We start from the raw sequence: 14,370 nt of genomic DNA, 5'->3' as shown, positions 1-14,370 counted from the left end.
CACGGTACGGCGGGGGTGACAAGAATAATGGCTGAGGCTTCGTGCGTCAGCCAGAAACCTGCCTGGTTATTGCGAGATACGAACCATTCTTGGCTGGCCGTGCTTGTCATCGGGAACTTATGAAGATCGCTTGCTGTGATGGCGTATAGCCGCTAAAAGTGATGAGGTTTATGGAGAGGGAAGAAAATGAATTCGAGATTTGTTGTTGTCCCTGCAATCCCCACAGTGACCGGATCAATGCGTGACGGAACGCGCTTTTACTGCGAGACGGCACCCATCGGTTTCAACATTTACGACAACGAAGAGAAATGTCGTCTGAAGAAGGCCTATCAGACCCGAGTTGAAGCCCAGGACGAATGTCAGCAGCTTAACCATGAACAGTATCGGAGGATGCTTGCGGAATCGGAATCCATGACCGTGCTTTAAGCTTTTTGCCAACTTGATCAAGAAAGCACCTAGCGAAGCAGGCGCATGAGTCAGGGGCATGTGAAGATACGACGTGTTCCGCCACAAGGTTGAATTCTGGCGGATAGTGACGGTGAATTGGACGCTTTGCGTATTCGGAAATCAGGATGATTTGGACAAAACGGCGCAATTCCCTGCTGGGTTTCATTTTTTTAGCTGTCGGCCTGGTTCTTTTTTCGGCCTTGTTATTGCTCAAGTCCGAGACTCAGCGCAGGGAAACCTATTTTTCCGAGTACGTGCAAAATATTTCCGGGGTTGTGCGCAATCAGCTCGACACCAATGAAGCCGTACTCTCGGGCTTCTCGGCATTCCTGCAAGCCGTGGATCAGAGTGATACCGAAGCCACAGCCCGATATGCGGCAGTCGTATTGTCAGCCTATCCACATATCTACATGCTCGAGGCCGCACGCGCCGTACCTGTCACCGAGCAGTCCGCCTTTGAGGATTTGCTGCGACGCACATGGCGGCCAGACTTCAAGCTCAAGGATTTCCCCAGTCTCACTCACCAGCCAGCCCAACCCCAGGCCTTTCTCAATGAGACCTGGCCCGTGTTGTTCATGTACCCGGTGCTCCCTGAATCCAGCTCGATCTACGGTGTCAGGCTGGAAACGGTCGCTTACCTTTCCTACGCGCTGGCACGAACCCACAGCAGTCAGAAACCCGTGGTTTCCCCCGTGTTTTCCATGTACGAGGGCGGTAGCGCTTACATTCTGATGCAGTCGGTCAGTCGGCCCGAGCAAGAGCAAGGGAGCGCCAGACCTAATTTTTTTGGTAGCACCATGGTGTCGTTGTTGCTGATCAAGACGGGCGCGCTGCTCGATGCCGTCAATGACGCCAACGTCGATCCGCTGGTCCACATAGCCGCCGTGCTGAAGACGGCTGCCGGATCTGAAAGCGATGTTTTTTCAACCCAGGTTCAGCAGGCCGGCGTGCTCGATCGCCTGTTTTTGCCGCAATTGAACGACCGTGTAGAACTCCTCAATTCGTCGCAGCCGATGACGTTGATATTCGAGCGGCAGCTTCGTTTCGGGGATGTCCTGACCGAAGAAATGTTGATGATCCTTTCAGTACTCGCCGGGGCACTGGTGTTGATGCCGATGGTGTTGATCAGGCATTTCAGGTCGATAGAAAAGGCTGAAGTCGAGCACGAACGCGCAACCTGGCTCGCAACCCACGACGTGCTCACGCAACTGCCCAACCGCTACCTGTTCGCCGAGCGTTTTGCCCAGGCCTTCTCGGATTGGGAAGAGAACGGGACGCCGTTTGCCATGCTTTTGATCGACCTGGATCATTTCAAGGAAATCAACGACCAGCATGGCCATGATGTAGGTGACCAGGTTCTGCGAGCGGTTGCACGCCGCATGCTGCAAGCCACCCGCGCCTGTGACACCGTCGCCCGGTACGGCGGCGACGAATTCGTGATGCTGATCTCCAATCTTTCCGACCCCGAGAGTGCCGAGTCGCAGGCGTCGAGGCTATTCGACACCATCGCGCAGACCGTTGTGACAAGTGCAGGAGAGCTATCAGTCTCCTGCAGTGTCGGCGTTTCTCTGTGTCCTGTTCACGGCCAGAGTCTCGATGCATTGCTTAAGGCGGCGGATCAGGCCATGTATGGCGTCAAGCAGCTGGGGCGAAGGGGCGTCGGCATGACGGAGTCACCGCTGATGTCCTAGACGCATTGAGCCAATGCCCGGCCCATGCCTGGGTGGTGACGACGATTTTCAGTGAATGGCTGAAAATTCCGGTTAATTCTTGCATCAATTAGTTACATTTATAGAATAACCGGATCAGTCCGTTTCCCTCCGAGCACCCCCATGGCCATCAACTTCGACCTCAACGACCTGCAAGCCTTTCGCGCAGTGGTCGAGCAGGGAAGCTTTCGCAAGGCCGCCGATACCGTGCGCATCTCCCAGCCAGCCCTGAGCCGGCGCATCGAAAAGCTCGAAGACGCCCTTGGCGTGAAGCTGTTCGAGCGCACCACGCGCAAGGTCAGCCTGACCCAGGCCGGACGCGGTTTCATGCCCAGTGTCGAGCGCCTGCTGGATGACCTGGATGTAGCGTTGCTGGGCATCAGCGAGGTCGCCTCAAACCGCTTGGGCCATGTCACCGTCGCCTGTGTTCCTTCGGCGGCGTACTACTTCATGCCGCGGGTGATTGCCCACTATCACCGGCAATTTCCCAGGATCAAGGTCAAGGTGCTGGACTCCAGCGCCCATGAAGTGCTGAGCGCGGTGGTCAATGGCGAGGCGGATTTCGGCCTGAGCTTCATGGGCACTCTGGAAGCCGAAGTGGATTTCGAGCCGCTGGTGCAGGAAAGCTATGTGGTGGCTTGCCGGCGCGATCACCCCTTGGCCGGGCGCAGCAGTGTGACCTGGGACGAGTTTTATCAGCAGGACTACATCTCGCTGGATAAAACCTCCGGCAACCGCTTTTTGCTGGATCAGGCCCTGACTCGCGTGGTGCCCAAGCGGCCGAGTATCTGCGAAACCCTGCATGTGACGACCATGATCGGTTTGGTGGAAGCTGGGTTGGGGGTGGCGGCGGTGCCATTGATGGCGATGCCGGCGGCAGATCACCCGATTCTTACCCGGGTGCCGCTCACCGACCCGCAGGTGATGCGCAGCGTCGGCCTGATCAAGCGCCGGGGTCGGACCCTGACCCCGGCTGCGCTTGAACTGGAACGCCTGGTGGTAGAAATGAAAGTCCTGCCGCCGAAACTCAGCGACTGACCGAATCCAGGCCGGTGGCCTTTACATCCGGTTGCGCGGCGGTGGAGGCCAGGTATTCCAGCAGCGCCTTGGCCTCGGCCGGGTGTTGCGCGCCCACTGGAATGCCGGCGGCGAAACGGGTCACCGACTGCACCGATTCCGGAATCTTCGCCACGAAACTCACCCCCGGCACCGGCAGCAGTTCGCTGACCTGCTGGAAGCCCAGTTGATAATCGCCGCTGGCAACCACCGAGCCCACAGGGATTTTCGGCACCATGGTCGATTTGCCCTTGAGCTGGTCTTCGATGCCCAGGCGCTTGAACAGCTGCTGCTCGATGTAGACGCCGCTGGCGCTATCGGAATAGGCCACGGATTTGGCGTCGAGCAGGGTCTTCTTCAGGCCGTCGACCGAGCTGATGTCCGGCTTCGGCGCCCCTTCACGCACCACCAGGCCGATCCGCGAGTCCGCCAGTTCGACCCGTGACGCCGGGTCAACCTTGCCTTGCTTGATCAGGTCATCCAGGGCGTAACCGACCATGATCACCACATCGGCTTTCTCACCCCGGGCCAGGCGATTGGGGATCGCTTCCGGTGCCTTGCCCATCGACGGCCCGAGGGCCGTGTCGAGGGTGTTGCCGGTGGATGCGGCGAATTTCGGGCCGAGGATCTTATAGGCAGCGGTGAAACCACCGGAGGTCATCACACGGATCTCTTCGGCCTGGGCGACAGCGCTTGCCCCCAGGCTGACCAGCAGCGCCAGGGCCGCGACATTGAACAGTTTTTTCATGGACAGGTTCTCGATCAGCGCTGGTTTCACGACACAGCAGGTTGCAGGCGACCGCTGGCGCGGCGATAGAGGTACAGCGTCGCGCCCAGGGCACAGAGCGCGGCGACACTCATCCAGTAGCCGGGCGCTGCTTTATCGCCGGTGTACTGGATCAGGAACGTCGACATCGCCGGGGTGAAGCCGCCAAACACTGCAGTGGCCAGGCTGTAGGCCAGGGAGAAACCGGCGACCCGCACCTCGACCGGCATGATTTCCGTCAGCGCCGGGATCATTGCGCCGTTGTACAGGCCGTAAATGAACGACAGCCACAGCAGCACCAGCAGCATGTGGATGAAACTCGGTGCCTGCACCAGATAAGACAGGGCAGGGTAGGTCGACGCCAGCGCCAGCAGGGCCATGGCGATCAGCACCGGGCGACGGCCGATGCGGTCCGACAGCGCGCCACCGATGGGCAGCCAGAAGAAATTCGACACGCCCACCAACAAGGTCACCAGCAGCGCATCGGACGTGCTCAGGTGCAGCACGGTCTTGCCGAAGGTCGGTGCATACACGGTGATCAGGTAAAACGCGGTGGTGGTCAGGGCGACCATCAGCATGCCGGCGAACACGATGACCCAGTTCTGCGCCAGGGTGCGGAACACCTCACCCATGCTCGGGCGGTGCTTGCGGGTGGCGAACTCCTCGGTTTCTTCCAGGTTGCGCCGCAACAGGAAGATGAACGGCACGATCATGCAGCCGACGAAAAACGGAATCCGCCAGCCCCAGTCGGCAATCGCCGCAGGTGCCATCCATTGGTTCAGGGCATAACCCAGGGCGGCGGCGACAATGATCGCCACTTGCTGGCTGCCGGACTGCCAACTGGTGAAAAAGCCCTTGTGGCCCGGGGTGGCGATCTCCGAGAGATACACCGAAACCCCGCCCAGTTCCGCGCCTGCCGAGAAGCCTTGCAGCAGTCGGCCGATCAGGACCAGGGCCGGGGCGAACAGGCCGATGGTTTCGTAGCCGGGCACCAGCACAATCAGGATCGTGCCGCTGGCCATGATCGACAGGGTGACGATCAGGCCTTTGCGCCGGCCGACGTCATCGATGTACGCACCCAGCACCACCGCGCCGAGCGGGCGCATCAGGAAGCCTGCGCCAAACACGGCAAAGGTCATCATCAGCGAGGCGAACTCGCTGCTGGCGGGAAAGAACACGGCAGCGATCTGCGTGGCGTAGAAGCCGAAAAGAAAGAAGTCGAACTGTTCGAGGAAGTTGCCCGAGGTGACCCGGAAAATGGCGCTGGCCCGGGAGCGTCCGCGCGCGATTGTGGCTGTCATAGGTAAGTACTCCACCGCTTTTATGACGTGCGCCGACAGGTTGCGGCGCACGGTTCTTATTGGGGCGGATAGTGGCGTAGAGGGACCGATATGTTAATTGCATAGTTGGCATGCATTGATGCGTCAGGTGGATCAATGCATTTGTGGCGACACCCTGTGGGAGCGAGCCTGCTCGCGATGGTCGTAAACGATAACGCGTGAAACCAGATGTCCAACGGCGCCTGTTGGTTTTTCGCGAGCAGGCTCGCTCCCACAGGGGTTGTCAGCCAGCATCATGTCGGATGAAACACCACCTGCTCCCCCAGCCGATACTGATTATTCCCGCTGCGCTTGGCCTCATACATCGCCAGGTCGGCAATGTGGATCAACCGGTCCATGCTCGGCGCATGGTCGGGGAACACCGCGACGCCGAGGCTGGTGCCGATGTGGCGCTGGTCGTTGCCGAGGGTCACGGGCGGGGAGAGTTCGACGAAGATTTTCTGGCAGATGCTGCGGGCTTCGTCGGGCAGGTTGATGCCTTGAGGCAGGTCGCGCAGGATGACCACGAATTCGTCACCGCCGATGCGCGCGACCGTGTCGCTGGTATTGAGGATGCGCTTGAGGCGGGTAGCGGTGGCAATCAGCACGCGGTCGCCGGCGGCGTGCCCGTAGTGATCGTTGATTGCCTTGAAGCCGTTGAGGTCGACAAACACCAGCGCCACCCGAGTCGCACTGGCCCGCGCCTGTTCCAGTGCTTCGGACAGACGCTCTTCCAGCACCAGGCGATTGGGCAGGCCGGTCAACGGATCGAAATGGGCCAGGTGCTGCAGGTAACTGGCCGAGGCCTTTTCCTCGGTGATGTCGCGCACCACGCCCATCATCTTCAGGGTTTGGTCCTGCTCGTTCTTGACCACGTTGCCGGTTTCCCGCAGCCAGCGGATGGTACCGTCGGGCCAGATGACCCGGTATTCCTCGTCGTGGTTTTCGCCGGTGGCCAGGCAGCGCAATTCGCCGGCGCGGACCTTGGCGCGGTCGTCGGGATGTACGCAGGAGCAAAACAGGGCGTAGGAGGGCGTCACTTCGCCGATCTTGAACCCGAACATGCCGTAGATCGCCTCCGACCAGTAGAGCCGGTCGGTGTCGACATCCCAGTCCCAGGTGCCGATGCGGGCGAAGTACTGGCTGCGCTTGAAGCGCTCGGCGTCACCGTCCTGATGGATGTTCAGGCCCTCGGCCAGGTCATTGATGATCGCGCGGTATTCGGCCAGTTGCCGGCGCAACCCGCGCTCGCGCAGGATCAACACGACGATCAGGATGAGCATCACCGAGCCGAGGGCTGCGCAGGTCCAAAGCAACTTCATGCAGGAAGGGCACTCATGGCGTGGTAAACCGGCGTTGGGGTCCTGTTCATGTTAGTTCACCGCGTTGCGCCATTGCAGTCGCTTTCTCTTGCGCGGGCGCTAGACTTGATTGGGCAGCTTGCCCGCATCGTGATCATCCGCCCGGCAGGAGGTCATCAATATGACAACCGGTTCTGCCACCCCCGCGCCCGCGCCAGAGAACTCGCAACTGTCGGCGCATTACGGGGGCCCCGCCTTGTTGTTTGCTGCCTACCTGTTTTTCTATTCCTGGCTGCATCTGTTTTATTACTTCAAGACCTTCGGCATACCGCTGGTATCGCTGGATATCTCGCTCTATTTCTATCTCGCCTTTGCCTGGACGGTGGCCAAACAATTGGGTGTCCACACCTTGTTTGTGCTGGGCGTTGGCGCATTGATCTTTGTCGCGCTGAACGGGACCTGGTCCTCGGACAACAGGGGTTTTCCCTATTTTGTGCATAAGGCGATGTTTGCGATTTTCCTGATCCTCGGCCTGTGGGGCACATCGGTCATGGCCGAGCACTACGGCACGCTTCAGGCACAGCAAGTGCGCGACGGCGGTGTGCTGCGCCCGATCCGCCTGCACTTCGATGACAAGCACGCCAATGACTTTCCGCCGCAGTTGACCGCGGCCACAACCAGCAAGGATGGCGGGGTAAAGGAGCCGGTACTGCTGTTCGAAACGGCCGAGACCTATTACGTGCTGGTGCAGAAAGTGCTGATGAAAACCGACAAGCAAGAGCAACGTTACGACTCGTTCGGCACGGTCTATCAAGTGCCGAAGAAACAGGTGACCTACGTTGAAGTCGATGTGCCCAACATGTCACGCAAGACCGGGACCCTGACGTTCGACGATTTCCGCTAAGGACGTGCTCCCTACCGGACCTATGGCAGGTGCGCTATGAACAGATCCCTGATTGCCCTGACGCTGCTGGTTGGCGCCAGCGCAGCACAAGGCGAGCAGATATTGATCATGCCCAGTGGCGAACAGTACCTGGGCAACCAGACGGTGGATCATTCGGGCATCTTTGTCGATTGCGACAAGCGCCCGCACAGCTCGGCGGACGGCAGGATTCAACCGACCAGCCAACGTTGCGCCGATAGCACGGTTATCCATGCGGACGCGCAACCGCTCATTACCCGTTCACCGCTGGAAGTGGTGAGCGTGGACCCCAAAGACAAGAAAATCCGGGTCATGGAAGGCAGTACCGTCAAGATCCTCGACTTGAAACAGTTTCCGGATCTTCATTGGTTCGATTACAACAAGGGCGACCAGATCGGCATCGTCACGGACAAGAAAAGCAGCCTGGGTGAGTGGATTCTGCCCGAAGCCATCTTCGGCAAGGACTTCGCCGTCGACGCCAAGCAAAAGGAGGACAAGCGAGTCCAGGAACAACTGACTCACCCGGAAAAAGGCACCTGAAGTGTTGCCAGCCGGATGATTTTCTGGGAAAAACACGCCCCTCCAAATACCGCCAGTAGGCCAACCATCGTCATGAATGAAGAACTGCAAATCATCGATCTTGCGCAAGGCGACGGCAAAGCTGCCGTCAAAGGCGCGCTGATCACCACCCAATACCGTGGCTGGCTGGAAGACGGCAGCGAATTCGACTCTTCCTGGAGCCGGGGCAAACCCTTCCAGTGCGTGATCGGCACCGGCCGCGTGATCAAGGGCTGGGACCAGGGCCTCATGGGGATGCAGGTGGGCGGCAAGCGCAAACTGCTGGTGCCGGCGCACCTGGCCTACGGCGAACGCACCATGGGCAAGATCCCGCCGAATTCGAATCTGATTTTCGAGATTGAATTGCTGGAAGTGCTGACGCGGGATGATTGACTCCTGAACACCACCACACCCCTGTAGGAGCCGTGTAGGAGCTGTCGAGTGCAACTAGGCTGCGATCTTTTGTTTTTTTAAAAGCAAGATCAAAAGATCACAGCCTTCGGCAGCTCCTACAGGTGATTTGCATCACTCGACAAACACCGGTATCCGCCCGTTCAGCGAAGGCCGGTAGTGCCACTTCAAATCATCCAGTTCGGGATTGACCACCAGAATCCGCGCAAGGCTGGCGCTGGCGATGCTCAAGGCCAGCCTTTGCCCCGGACATTGATGGCGACCGGCGCCAAAGGTAAAGCTGCGCCGATCCGGACGCTTCAGCAGAAAATTGTCGGGATCGACGTTGAGCTGCGGGTCGCGGTTGGCCGAGGCCAGCAGCACCAGGATCGTATCGCCGGGGTTCAGGCTGACACCTTCGATTTCGCATGCCGCGCTGACGAAACGTCGGGTGTTCTGCACCGACGGGTCGAAGCGCTGCACTTCGTCCAGCAGATCGTCGATAGACATTGATTCCTTGCGCAGTGCCGGCTGCCGCTTCAGGGCCAGCACGCTGTTGCCGATGAGGCCCGCCGTGGCCTCGAACGTCTGGGACAGCAAGCCGACAAGGTTGGCCGTAAGGGTTCGCGAATCGGCCGATTGCGTGGCGAAGCGCTGGCAAATGCCCGAGAGCAGGGCAGTGCGTGGCACCTGATCGTCCAGCAGCTCCAGGCAGTAGCCGTTCAACTGTTCGGCCGCGACATGGGCCGCATCCAGTTGCTGCGGGGTGCTCAGGGGCGACAGGCAGGCGACGAAGTCGGCGGTCAGTTCACTGACGATGCGCCCCTGCGCCGGTGTAAACCCCAGCAGTGCCGCGACCACGCACACCGGGCCACGGAACATCGCGGCGTGCAGTCCTTCGGCCCCCTGCGCGATCAGGCGTGCAGCCACCAGCGCCTCGACGTCCTGCGGATCGAACAATTGCAACCCCGGCTCGATGGCCGAGCGCGGGCAGCGCTGGCGTTCGCCTTCGTTCATTCGCATCAACCGGCCAAACACCTCGCCGGCCATGCCGCCGGCTATCGCCCCGGGAACAGGCTCCTGGGTGGGACGGACGTGACAGGCCGGGTGCGCCAGGACCGCGGCGACCGCGCGGGCGCTGCTGGCCAGCCACAGCTTCAGGCCCGAGTGAAAGGTCAGCCCGCCTTCAGCGCGCAATTGCGCGTAGTAGGGATAGGGATCGGCGTGGGTTGCCGCGATGATCGGGTCCATGGTCACAGCCTTTTGTTGTCGGAAAGTGTTGCTACTATCTCCAGTCCGAACTGGCGTTGATTCGTCCGGGAGCGAAATATGAACGAAGAACACTCTGACTTTGGCGTGTCGCAGGTCGCGGCAGCGATTGCGGAGCCGGCGCGCACCAAAATCCTCTGTTCGCTGATGGACGGCCATGCCCGCACCAGCACCGAGCTGGCGGCGATTGCCGAGGTCAGCGCCTCCACCGCCAGCGCACATCTGGCCAAGCTCAAGGAGCTGGCGCTGGTGCGTCTGCATGTCCAGGGTCGCCATCGCTATTACAGCCTGGCGGACAAACGGGTCGCCCAGGCCCTGGAAGCCTTGATGGTGATCGGCCAGAACGCCGTGCCTGCCTTTGAGTCACGAACCCCTGGCCGCCTGCAGTTTGCCCGCACCTGTTACGACCACATGGCCGGCACCCTGGCCGTGCTACTGCACGACCGGATGATCGAGGCAGGATGGCTGCAGGAAGTGGACGATCAGCTTTACCGGCTGAGCGACAGCGGCGAAGCCTTGCTTGAGGGCCTGGGCATCGAGGTCAGGGATCTGGCCACGGCACGTCGGCGTTTTGCCTGCCCGTGTCTGGACTGGAGCATGCGCCGGCCGCACTTGGGCGGGGCGTTGGGGGCCGCGTTGCTGCAAGTGGCGATCCGGCGCAAATGGGTGACCCAGGATCTGGACAGTCGGGCCTTGGCCTTGACTGCGCAGGGGCGCAGGGAGATCAGTGCGCGGTTCGGGTTGATAGTCACGGTCCAGACGCCTGTTTCGATGGCAAAAGCAAAAGATCGCAGTCAGCGACAGTCCCTGTAGGAGCTGCCGAAGGCTGCGATCTTTTGATTTTTTAAAGAGCAGGATCAAAAGATCGCAGCCTCGTTGCACTCGACAGCTCCTACAGGGGGCAGCCGTTTATCAGCGCAAGGTGTATCCGCTATCCACCACCCAATCCTGGCCGAACACGTTACGTGCGCCATTACCCAGCTGGAACAGGATCACATCGGCGACAGCACCCGGCTCCAGAAACTGCCCATCGAGCAAACGCTGGTTGACCGTGCTGGCCACGGCGGTCAGCTCTTCGTTCTTCAAGCCGAGCGTCGACCAGATAGGCGTGGCGGTTGGGCCCGGAGACACGGTGTTGATGCGGATGCCGTGGGGCGCCAGTTCCACCGCCAGGGTGCGGGCATGGTGGATCAATGCGGCCTTGGAGGCGATGTAGGCGGCCAGGCCCGGAAAGGTCACTTGCGCCAGGAAGGTGCCGATGAACACCACCGAGGCGGATGCCGCCAGATGTCCGCGCAGGCAGGCCAGGGTGTTCAGCGCTCCGGCACCGTTGACCGCCCATTGCCGATCGAAAGCCGCCAGGTCCAGGCCGTCGGCCAGTTGTGCGATTCCTGCGTTCGGTACCAGGAAACTCACCGGGCCCATGGACGCGGCCTGTTTTGCCAGGCGCTCCAGATCAGCCGGCTGGGTCACATCCCCCGCGACCCATGACAGTTGGGTCTTGAAGCGTTCCGCCAATTCCCCCAGGCCGCCGATCTGGCGAGACATCGCCAGCACGCGGGCACCCTGGCCCAGCAGCCGCTCGGTGACGGCCAGGCCGATGCCGGAACTGGCGCCGGTGACCACCGCCAGACGATCTTGAAAAGCGTTGTTCATACAGAGGTTTCCTTTTGGTCAGTGAACTTTTGCAGGACACCTACCAAAAATCAGGCCAATGTGAGGGGCCTTCAAGTACGGGCGTTCCAGGTTGGCTGTGGTTATTTTGACACAGGTCAAACTTGGTCATTAAGACTGCGTTATGGTCTTTTTGACGTGGTCCTGTAGGAGCGAGCATGCTCGCGATGGAGTGTCAGCCGGCACCGATGTTGCTGATCCACCATCGCGAGCAGAGCTCGCTCCTACAAAAAGCAAATGGTGGGCGCCCAGGCAAAAAAAATCGCCGCCTTCGAATACCGAAGACGGCGATTTTTCATTGCGGATGGGCGTCAGGTCAAACCTTGACGATCCAGCCGGCTGGCGCTTCGATGTCGCCGGTTTGCACACCGGTCAGCTCTTTGTAGAGCTTCTGGGTGATCGGGCCGACTTCGGTTTCGCTGTGGAACACGTGCAGGTGATCGTTGTAGCTGATACCACCGATCGGGGTGATGACAGCGGCGGTACCGCAGGCGCCGGCTTCCTTGAAGTCCGACAGCTTGTCGATGAACACGTCGCCTTCGATCACTTCCAGGCCCAGGCGGGTTTTTGCCAGTTCGATCAGCGACAGACGGGTGATGCCCGGCAGTACCGACGGCGAGTTCGGGGTCACGAACTTGTTGTCGTGGGTGATCCCGAAGAAGTTGGCCGAGCCGACTTCCTCGATTTTCTTGTGAGTCATCGGGTCCAGGTAGATAGCGTCGGCGAAATGCGCTTTCTTGGCCTGGGAGCCCGGCATCAGGCTGGCGGCGTAGTTGCCACCCACCTTGGCGGCACCGGTGCCTTGTGGCGCGGCGCGGTCGAAGCTGGAGATCTGGAAGTTATGCGGGGTCAGGCCGCCCTTGAAGTAGGCGCCGACCGGGATCGCGAACACCGAGAAGATGAACTCGGGGGCAGTGCGCACGCCAATGTTGTCGCCCACGCCGATCACGAACGGACGCAGGTACAGCGCGCCGCCGGTGCCGTAAGGCGGGATGAAGCGCTCGTTGGCACGGACCACGTCCTTGCACGCTTCGATGAACTGCTCGGTGGACACGTGCGGCATCAGCAGGCGGGCGCAGCTGCGCTGCATGCGCGCGGCGTTCTGGTCCGGACGGAACAGGTTGATCGAGCCATCCTTGCAACGATAGGCCTTCAGGCCTTCGAAGCATTGCTGGCCGTAGTGAAGGGCAGTGGAGCCTTCGCTGATGTGCAGCACGTTATCTTCGGTCAGGGTGCCTTTGTCCCACTCGCCATTGCGAAAGTACGACAGATAGCGCTTGTCAGTCTTGATGTAGTCAAAACCCAGCTTGTCCCAATTGATGCTTTCGTTACCCATGACACCCTCTATCACTTAACAACCGCCGAAACGGTACAAGGCTTCTGACGTTTTTTTGGATGGGGACAACAATACTTCATTCTTGGGCTGTTTCGCAGCCCGGACTATCGGATGACGGGCAGATAAATCGTATTGTCCTCAAGAAATCGCGAGCAGGCTCGCTCCCACAGGGGAATGCATTCCAAATGTGGGAGCGAGCCTGCTCGCGATGGGCGCGCCACCCTTCAGAGGTGCAACGCATGCCCCAGTGCGCGCAACGCCGCTTCCTGCACCGCCTCGCCCAGCGTCGGATGGGCATGGATGGTGCCGCCGATGTCTTCCAGCCGCGCGCCCATTTCCAGGCTTTGTGCAAAGGCCGTCGACAACTCGGACACCCCGACACCCACCGCCTGCCAGCCGAGGATCACGTGGTTGTCGCGACGGGCGACCACGCGTACGAAGCCGCTTTTGGACTCCAGTGTCATGGCCCGGCCATTGGCGGCGAACGGGAAGCTGGAAACGATGCAGTCAAGGCCGGCAGCCTTGGCTTCGTCCGGGGTCTTGCCGACCACCACCAGTTCCGGGTCGGTAAAGCACACGGCGGCAATGGCGGTGGGGTTGAACTCGCGGGTTTTGCCGCTGATCAGCTCGGCCACCATTTCGCCCTGAGCCATGGCCCGGTGGGCGAGCATCGGTTCGCCGCTCAGGTCACCGATGGCATAGACGTTGCACATGCTGGTCTGGCAACGGTTGTCGATCTTGATCGACGAACCGTTCATGTCCAGGTTCAGTGCTTCGAGGTTCCAGCCCTGGGTGTTCGGTTTGCGACCCACGGCCACCAGCACCTGATCGGTTTCCAGGTTCAGGGTACTGCCTTCCGGGTCCAGAACTTGCAGAGTATTTGCAGTTGAATCAAAGTCTTGCACGCTATGCTTCAAGTAAAGCTTCACGCCGAGCTTCTTCAATTCTTCGTGCACCGGCTGGGTCAGTTCGGCGTCGTAAGCCGGCAGGATGCGCTCCTGGGCTTCGACCACACTGACTTCGGCGCCGAGCTTGCGATAGGCAATCCCCAGCTCCAGGCCGATGTAACCGCCACCCACCACGATCAAGCGTTTCGGCACGGCAGTCGGCGCCAAGGCTTCGGTGGAAGAGATGATCGGCCCGCCAATCGGCAGCATCGGCAGGTTCACGCTCTTGGAACCGGTGGCCAGCACCAGGTGCTCGCAGTGGATGCGGGTTTCGCCGACATCGACGGTTTTCCCGTCGACGACCTTGGCCCAGCCCTGCACGACCTGGACCTTGTTCTTTTTCAGCAGCGCGGCGACGCCAGTGGTCAGGCGATCAACGATGCCGTCCTTCCATTCGACGCTCTTGCCGATGTCCAGGGTCGGCGCCGACACGTTGATGCCCAGCGCCGAATGCTGGTTGTGGTGCCGGGTCTGATGGAACTGTTCGGCGACGTGAATTAGCGCCTTGGACGGAATGCAGCCGATGTTCAGGCAAGTACCGCCCAACGATTCGCCTTCTACCAGAATGGTCGCAATGCCCAACTGGCCGGCACGGATCGCCGTCACATAACCGCCGGGGCCGCCGCCGATGATCAGCAGCGTGGTGTTCAAAGTTTGCATGCAGCTCTCCACCAGA

13 protein-coding genes are annotated in these 14,370 nt (G+C 60.4%); 6 read left to right on the top strand and 7 right to left on the bottom strand.

The window, feature by feature from the left end; all coding sequences use genetic code 11:
* Positions 1–572: 572 nt before the first annotated feature.
* Both ABTV29_RS17695 and ABTV29_RS17690 read left to right on the top strand, forming a co-directional pair.
* Positions 573–2,138, top strand: coding sequence for a diguanylate cyclase domain-containing protein (locus tag ABTV29_RS17695; protein ID WP_433765871.1), 1,566 nt, complete (start codon positions 573–575; stop codon positions 2,136–2,138).
* Between the two features lie 141 nt (positions 2,139–2,279).
* On the top strand, positions 2,280–3,194 hold the full coding sequence (locus ABTV29_RS17690) for a LysR family transcriptional regulator (RefSeq protein WP_433765869.1): 915 nt from the start codon (positions 2,280–2,282) through the stop codon (positions 3,192–3,194).
* Here the strand turns inward: ABTV29_RS17690 and ABTV29_RS17685 are convergent.
* From ABTV29_RS17685 to ABTV29_RS17675, 3 genes are all read right to left on the bottom strand, one after another.
* Positions 3,184–3,960: a substrate-binding domain-containing protein gene (locus ABTV29_RS17685; protein ID WP_433765867.1), complete on the bottom strand. Its 777-nt coding sequence runs from the start codon at positions 3,958–3,960 to the stop codon at positions 3,184–3,186. The two genes, ABTV29_RS17690 and ABTV29_RS17685, sit on opposite strands and share 11 nt — an antisense overlap.
* Before the next feature lie 26 nt (positions 3,961–3,986).
* The gene (locus tag ABTV29_RS17680; protein WP_433765865.1) at positions 3,987–5,279 is read right to left on the bottom strand and encodes an MFS transporter; all 1,293 of its coding nucleotides are present in this window, start codon (positions 5,277–5,279) and stop codon (positions 3,987–3,989) included.
* A gap of 272 nt (positions 5,280–5,551) precedes the next feature.
* Positions 5,552–6,619 (bottom strand): diguanylate cyclase domain-containing protein, encoded by a 1,068-nt coding sequence (locus tag ABTV29_RS17675; RefSeq protein WP_433765863.1) that lies wholly within the window; start codon positions 6,617–6,619, stop codon positions 5,552–5,554.
* A 160-nt stretch (positions 6,620–6,779) separates the two neighbouring features.
* Between ABTV29_RS17675 and ABTV29_RS17670 the strand changes: the two genes are divergently transcribed.
* The 3 genes from ABTV29_RS17670 to ABTV29_RS17660 all read left to right on the top strand — a co-directional run bounded on the left by ABTV29_RS17670 (position 6,780) and on the right by ABTV29_RS17660 (position 8,471).
* Positions 6,780–7,502 (top strand): hypothetical protein, encoded by a 723-nt coding sequence (locus ABTV29_RS17670; protein WP_433765862.1) that lies wholly within the window; start codon positions 6,780–6,782, stop codon positions 7,500–7,502.
* A gap of 36 nt (positions 7,503–7,538) precedes the next feature.
* Positions 7,539–8,060, top strand: a complete 522-nt coding sequence (locus ABTV29_RS17665; RefSeq protein WP_433765860.1) for a hypothetical protein — start codon at positions 7,539–7,541, stop codon at positions 8,058–8,060.
* A gap of 72 nt (positions 8,061–8,132) precedes the next feature.
* Positions 8,133–8,471 carry an FKBP-type peptidyl-prolyl cis-trans isomerase gene (locus ABTV29_RS17660; protein WP_433765858.1) on the top strand — a complete coding sequence of 113 codons (339 nt, stop codon included), beginning with the start codon at positions 8,133–8,135 and terminating at the stop codon, positions 8,469–8,471.
* A 132-nt stretch (positions 8,472–8,603) separates the two neighbouring features.
* Here the strand turns inward: ABTV29_RS17660 and ABTV29_RS17655 are convergent, their stop codons facing one another.
* Positions 8,604–9,719: a cytochrome P450 gene (locus ABTV29_RS17655; RefSeq protein WP_433765856.1), complete on the bottom strand. Its 1,116-nt coding sequence runs from the start codon at positions 9,717–9,719 to the stop codon at positions 8,604–8,606.
* 78 nt (positions 9,720–9,797) lie between these two features.
* On the opposite strand from ABTV29_RS17655, the gene ABTV29_RS17650 reads away from it, so the two are divergent.
* Complete coding sequence (locus ABTV29_RS17650) at positions 9,798–10,550, top strand: ArsR/SmtB family transcription factor (RefSeq protein ID WP_433765854.1); 753 nt, start codon at positions 9,798–9,800, stop codon at positions 10,548–10,550.
* Between the two features lie 99 nt (positions 10,551–10,649).
* Here the strand turns inward: ABTV29_RS17650 and ABTV29_RS17645 are convergent, their stop codons facing one another.
* The 3 genes from ABTV29_RS17645 to lpdA form a co-directional block, all read right to left on the bottom strand.
* Positions 10,650–11,393: an SDR family NAD(P)-dependent oxidoreductase gene (locus tag ABTV29_RS17645; protein WP_433765852.1), complete on the bottom strand. Its 744-nt coding sequence runs from the start codon at positions 11,391–11,393 to the stop codon at positions 10,650–10,652.
* A gap of 334 nt (positions 11,394–11,727) precedes the next feature.
* Positions 11,728–12,747 carry a branched-chain amino acid aminotransferase gene (locus tag ABTV29_RS17640; RefSeq protein ID WP_433765850.1) on the bottom strand — a complete coding sequence of 340 codons (1,020 nt, stop codon included), beginning with the start codon at positions 12,745–12,747 and terminating at the stop codon, positions 11,728–11,730.
* Positions 12,748–12,971: 224 nt separating this feature from the next.
* A complete protein-coding gene (gene lpdA / locus ABTV29_RS17635) occupies positions 12,972–14,354 on the bottom strand; it encodes a dihydrolipoyl dehydrogenase (RefSeq protein ID WP_433765849.1) in 1,383 nt (460 codons plus the stop codon).
* Positions 14,355–14,370 lie beyond the last annotated feature (16 nt).

This window comes from Pseudomonas putida, from assembly GCF_050989985.1.
Taxonomy (GTDB): domain Bacteria; phylum Pseudomonadota; class Gammaproteobacteria; order Pseudomonadales; family Pseudomonadaceae; genus Aquipseudomonas; species Aquipseudomonas putida_AI.
The sequence above is the reverse complement of the archived record's forward strand: the minus strand, read 5'-3'. Positions and strand labels throughout refer to the sequence as shown.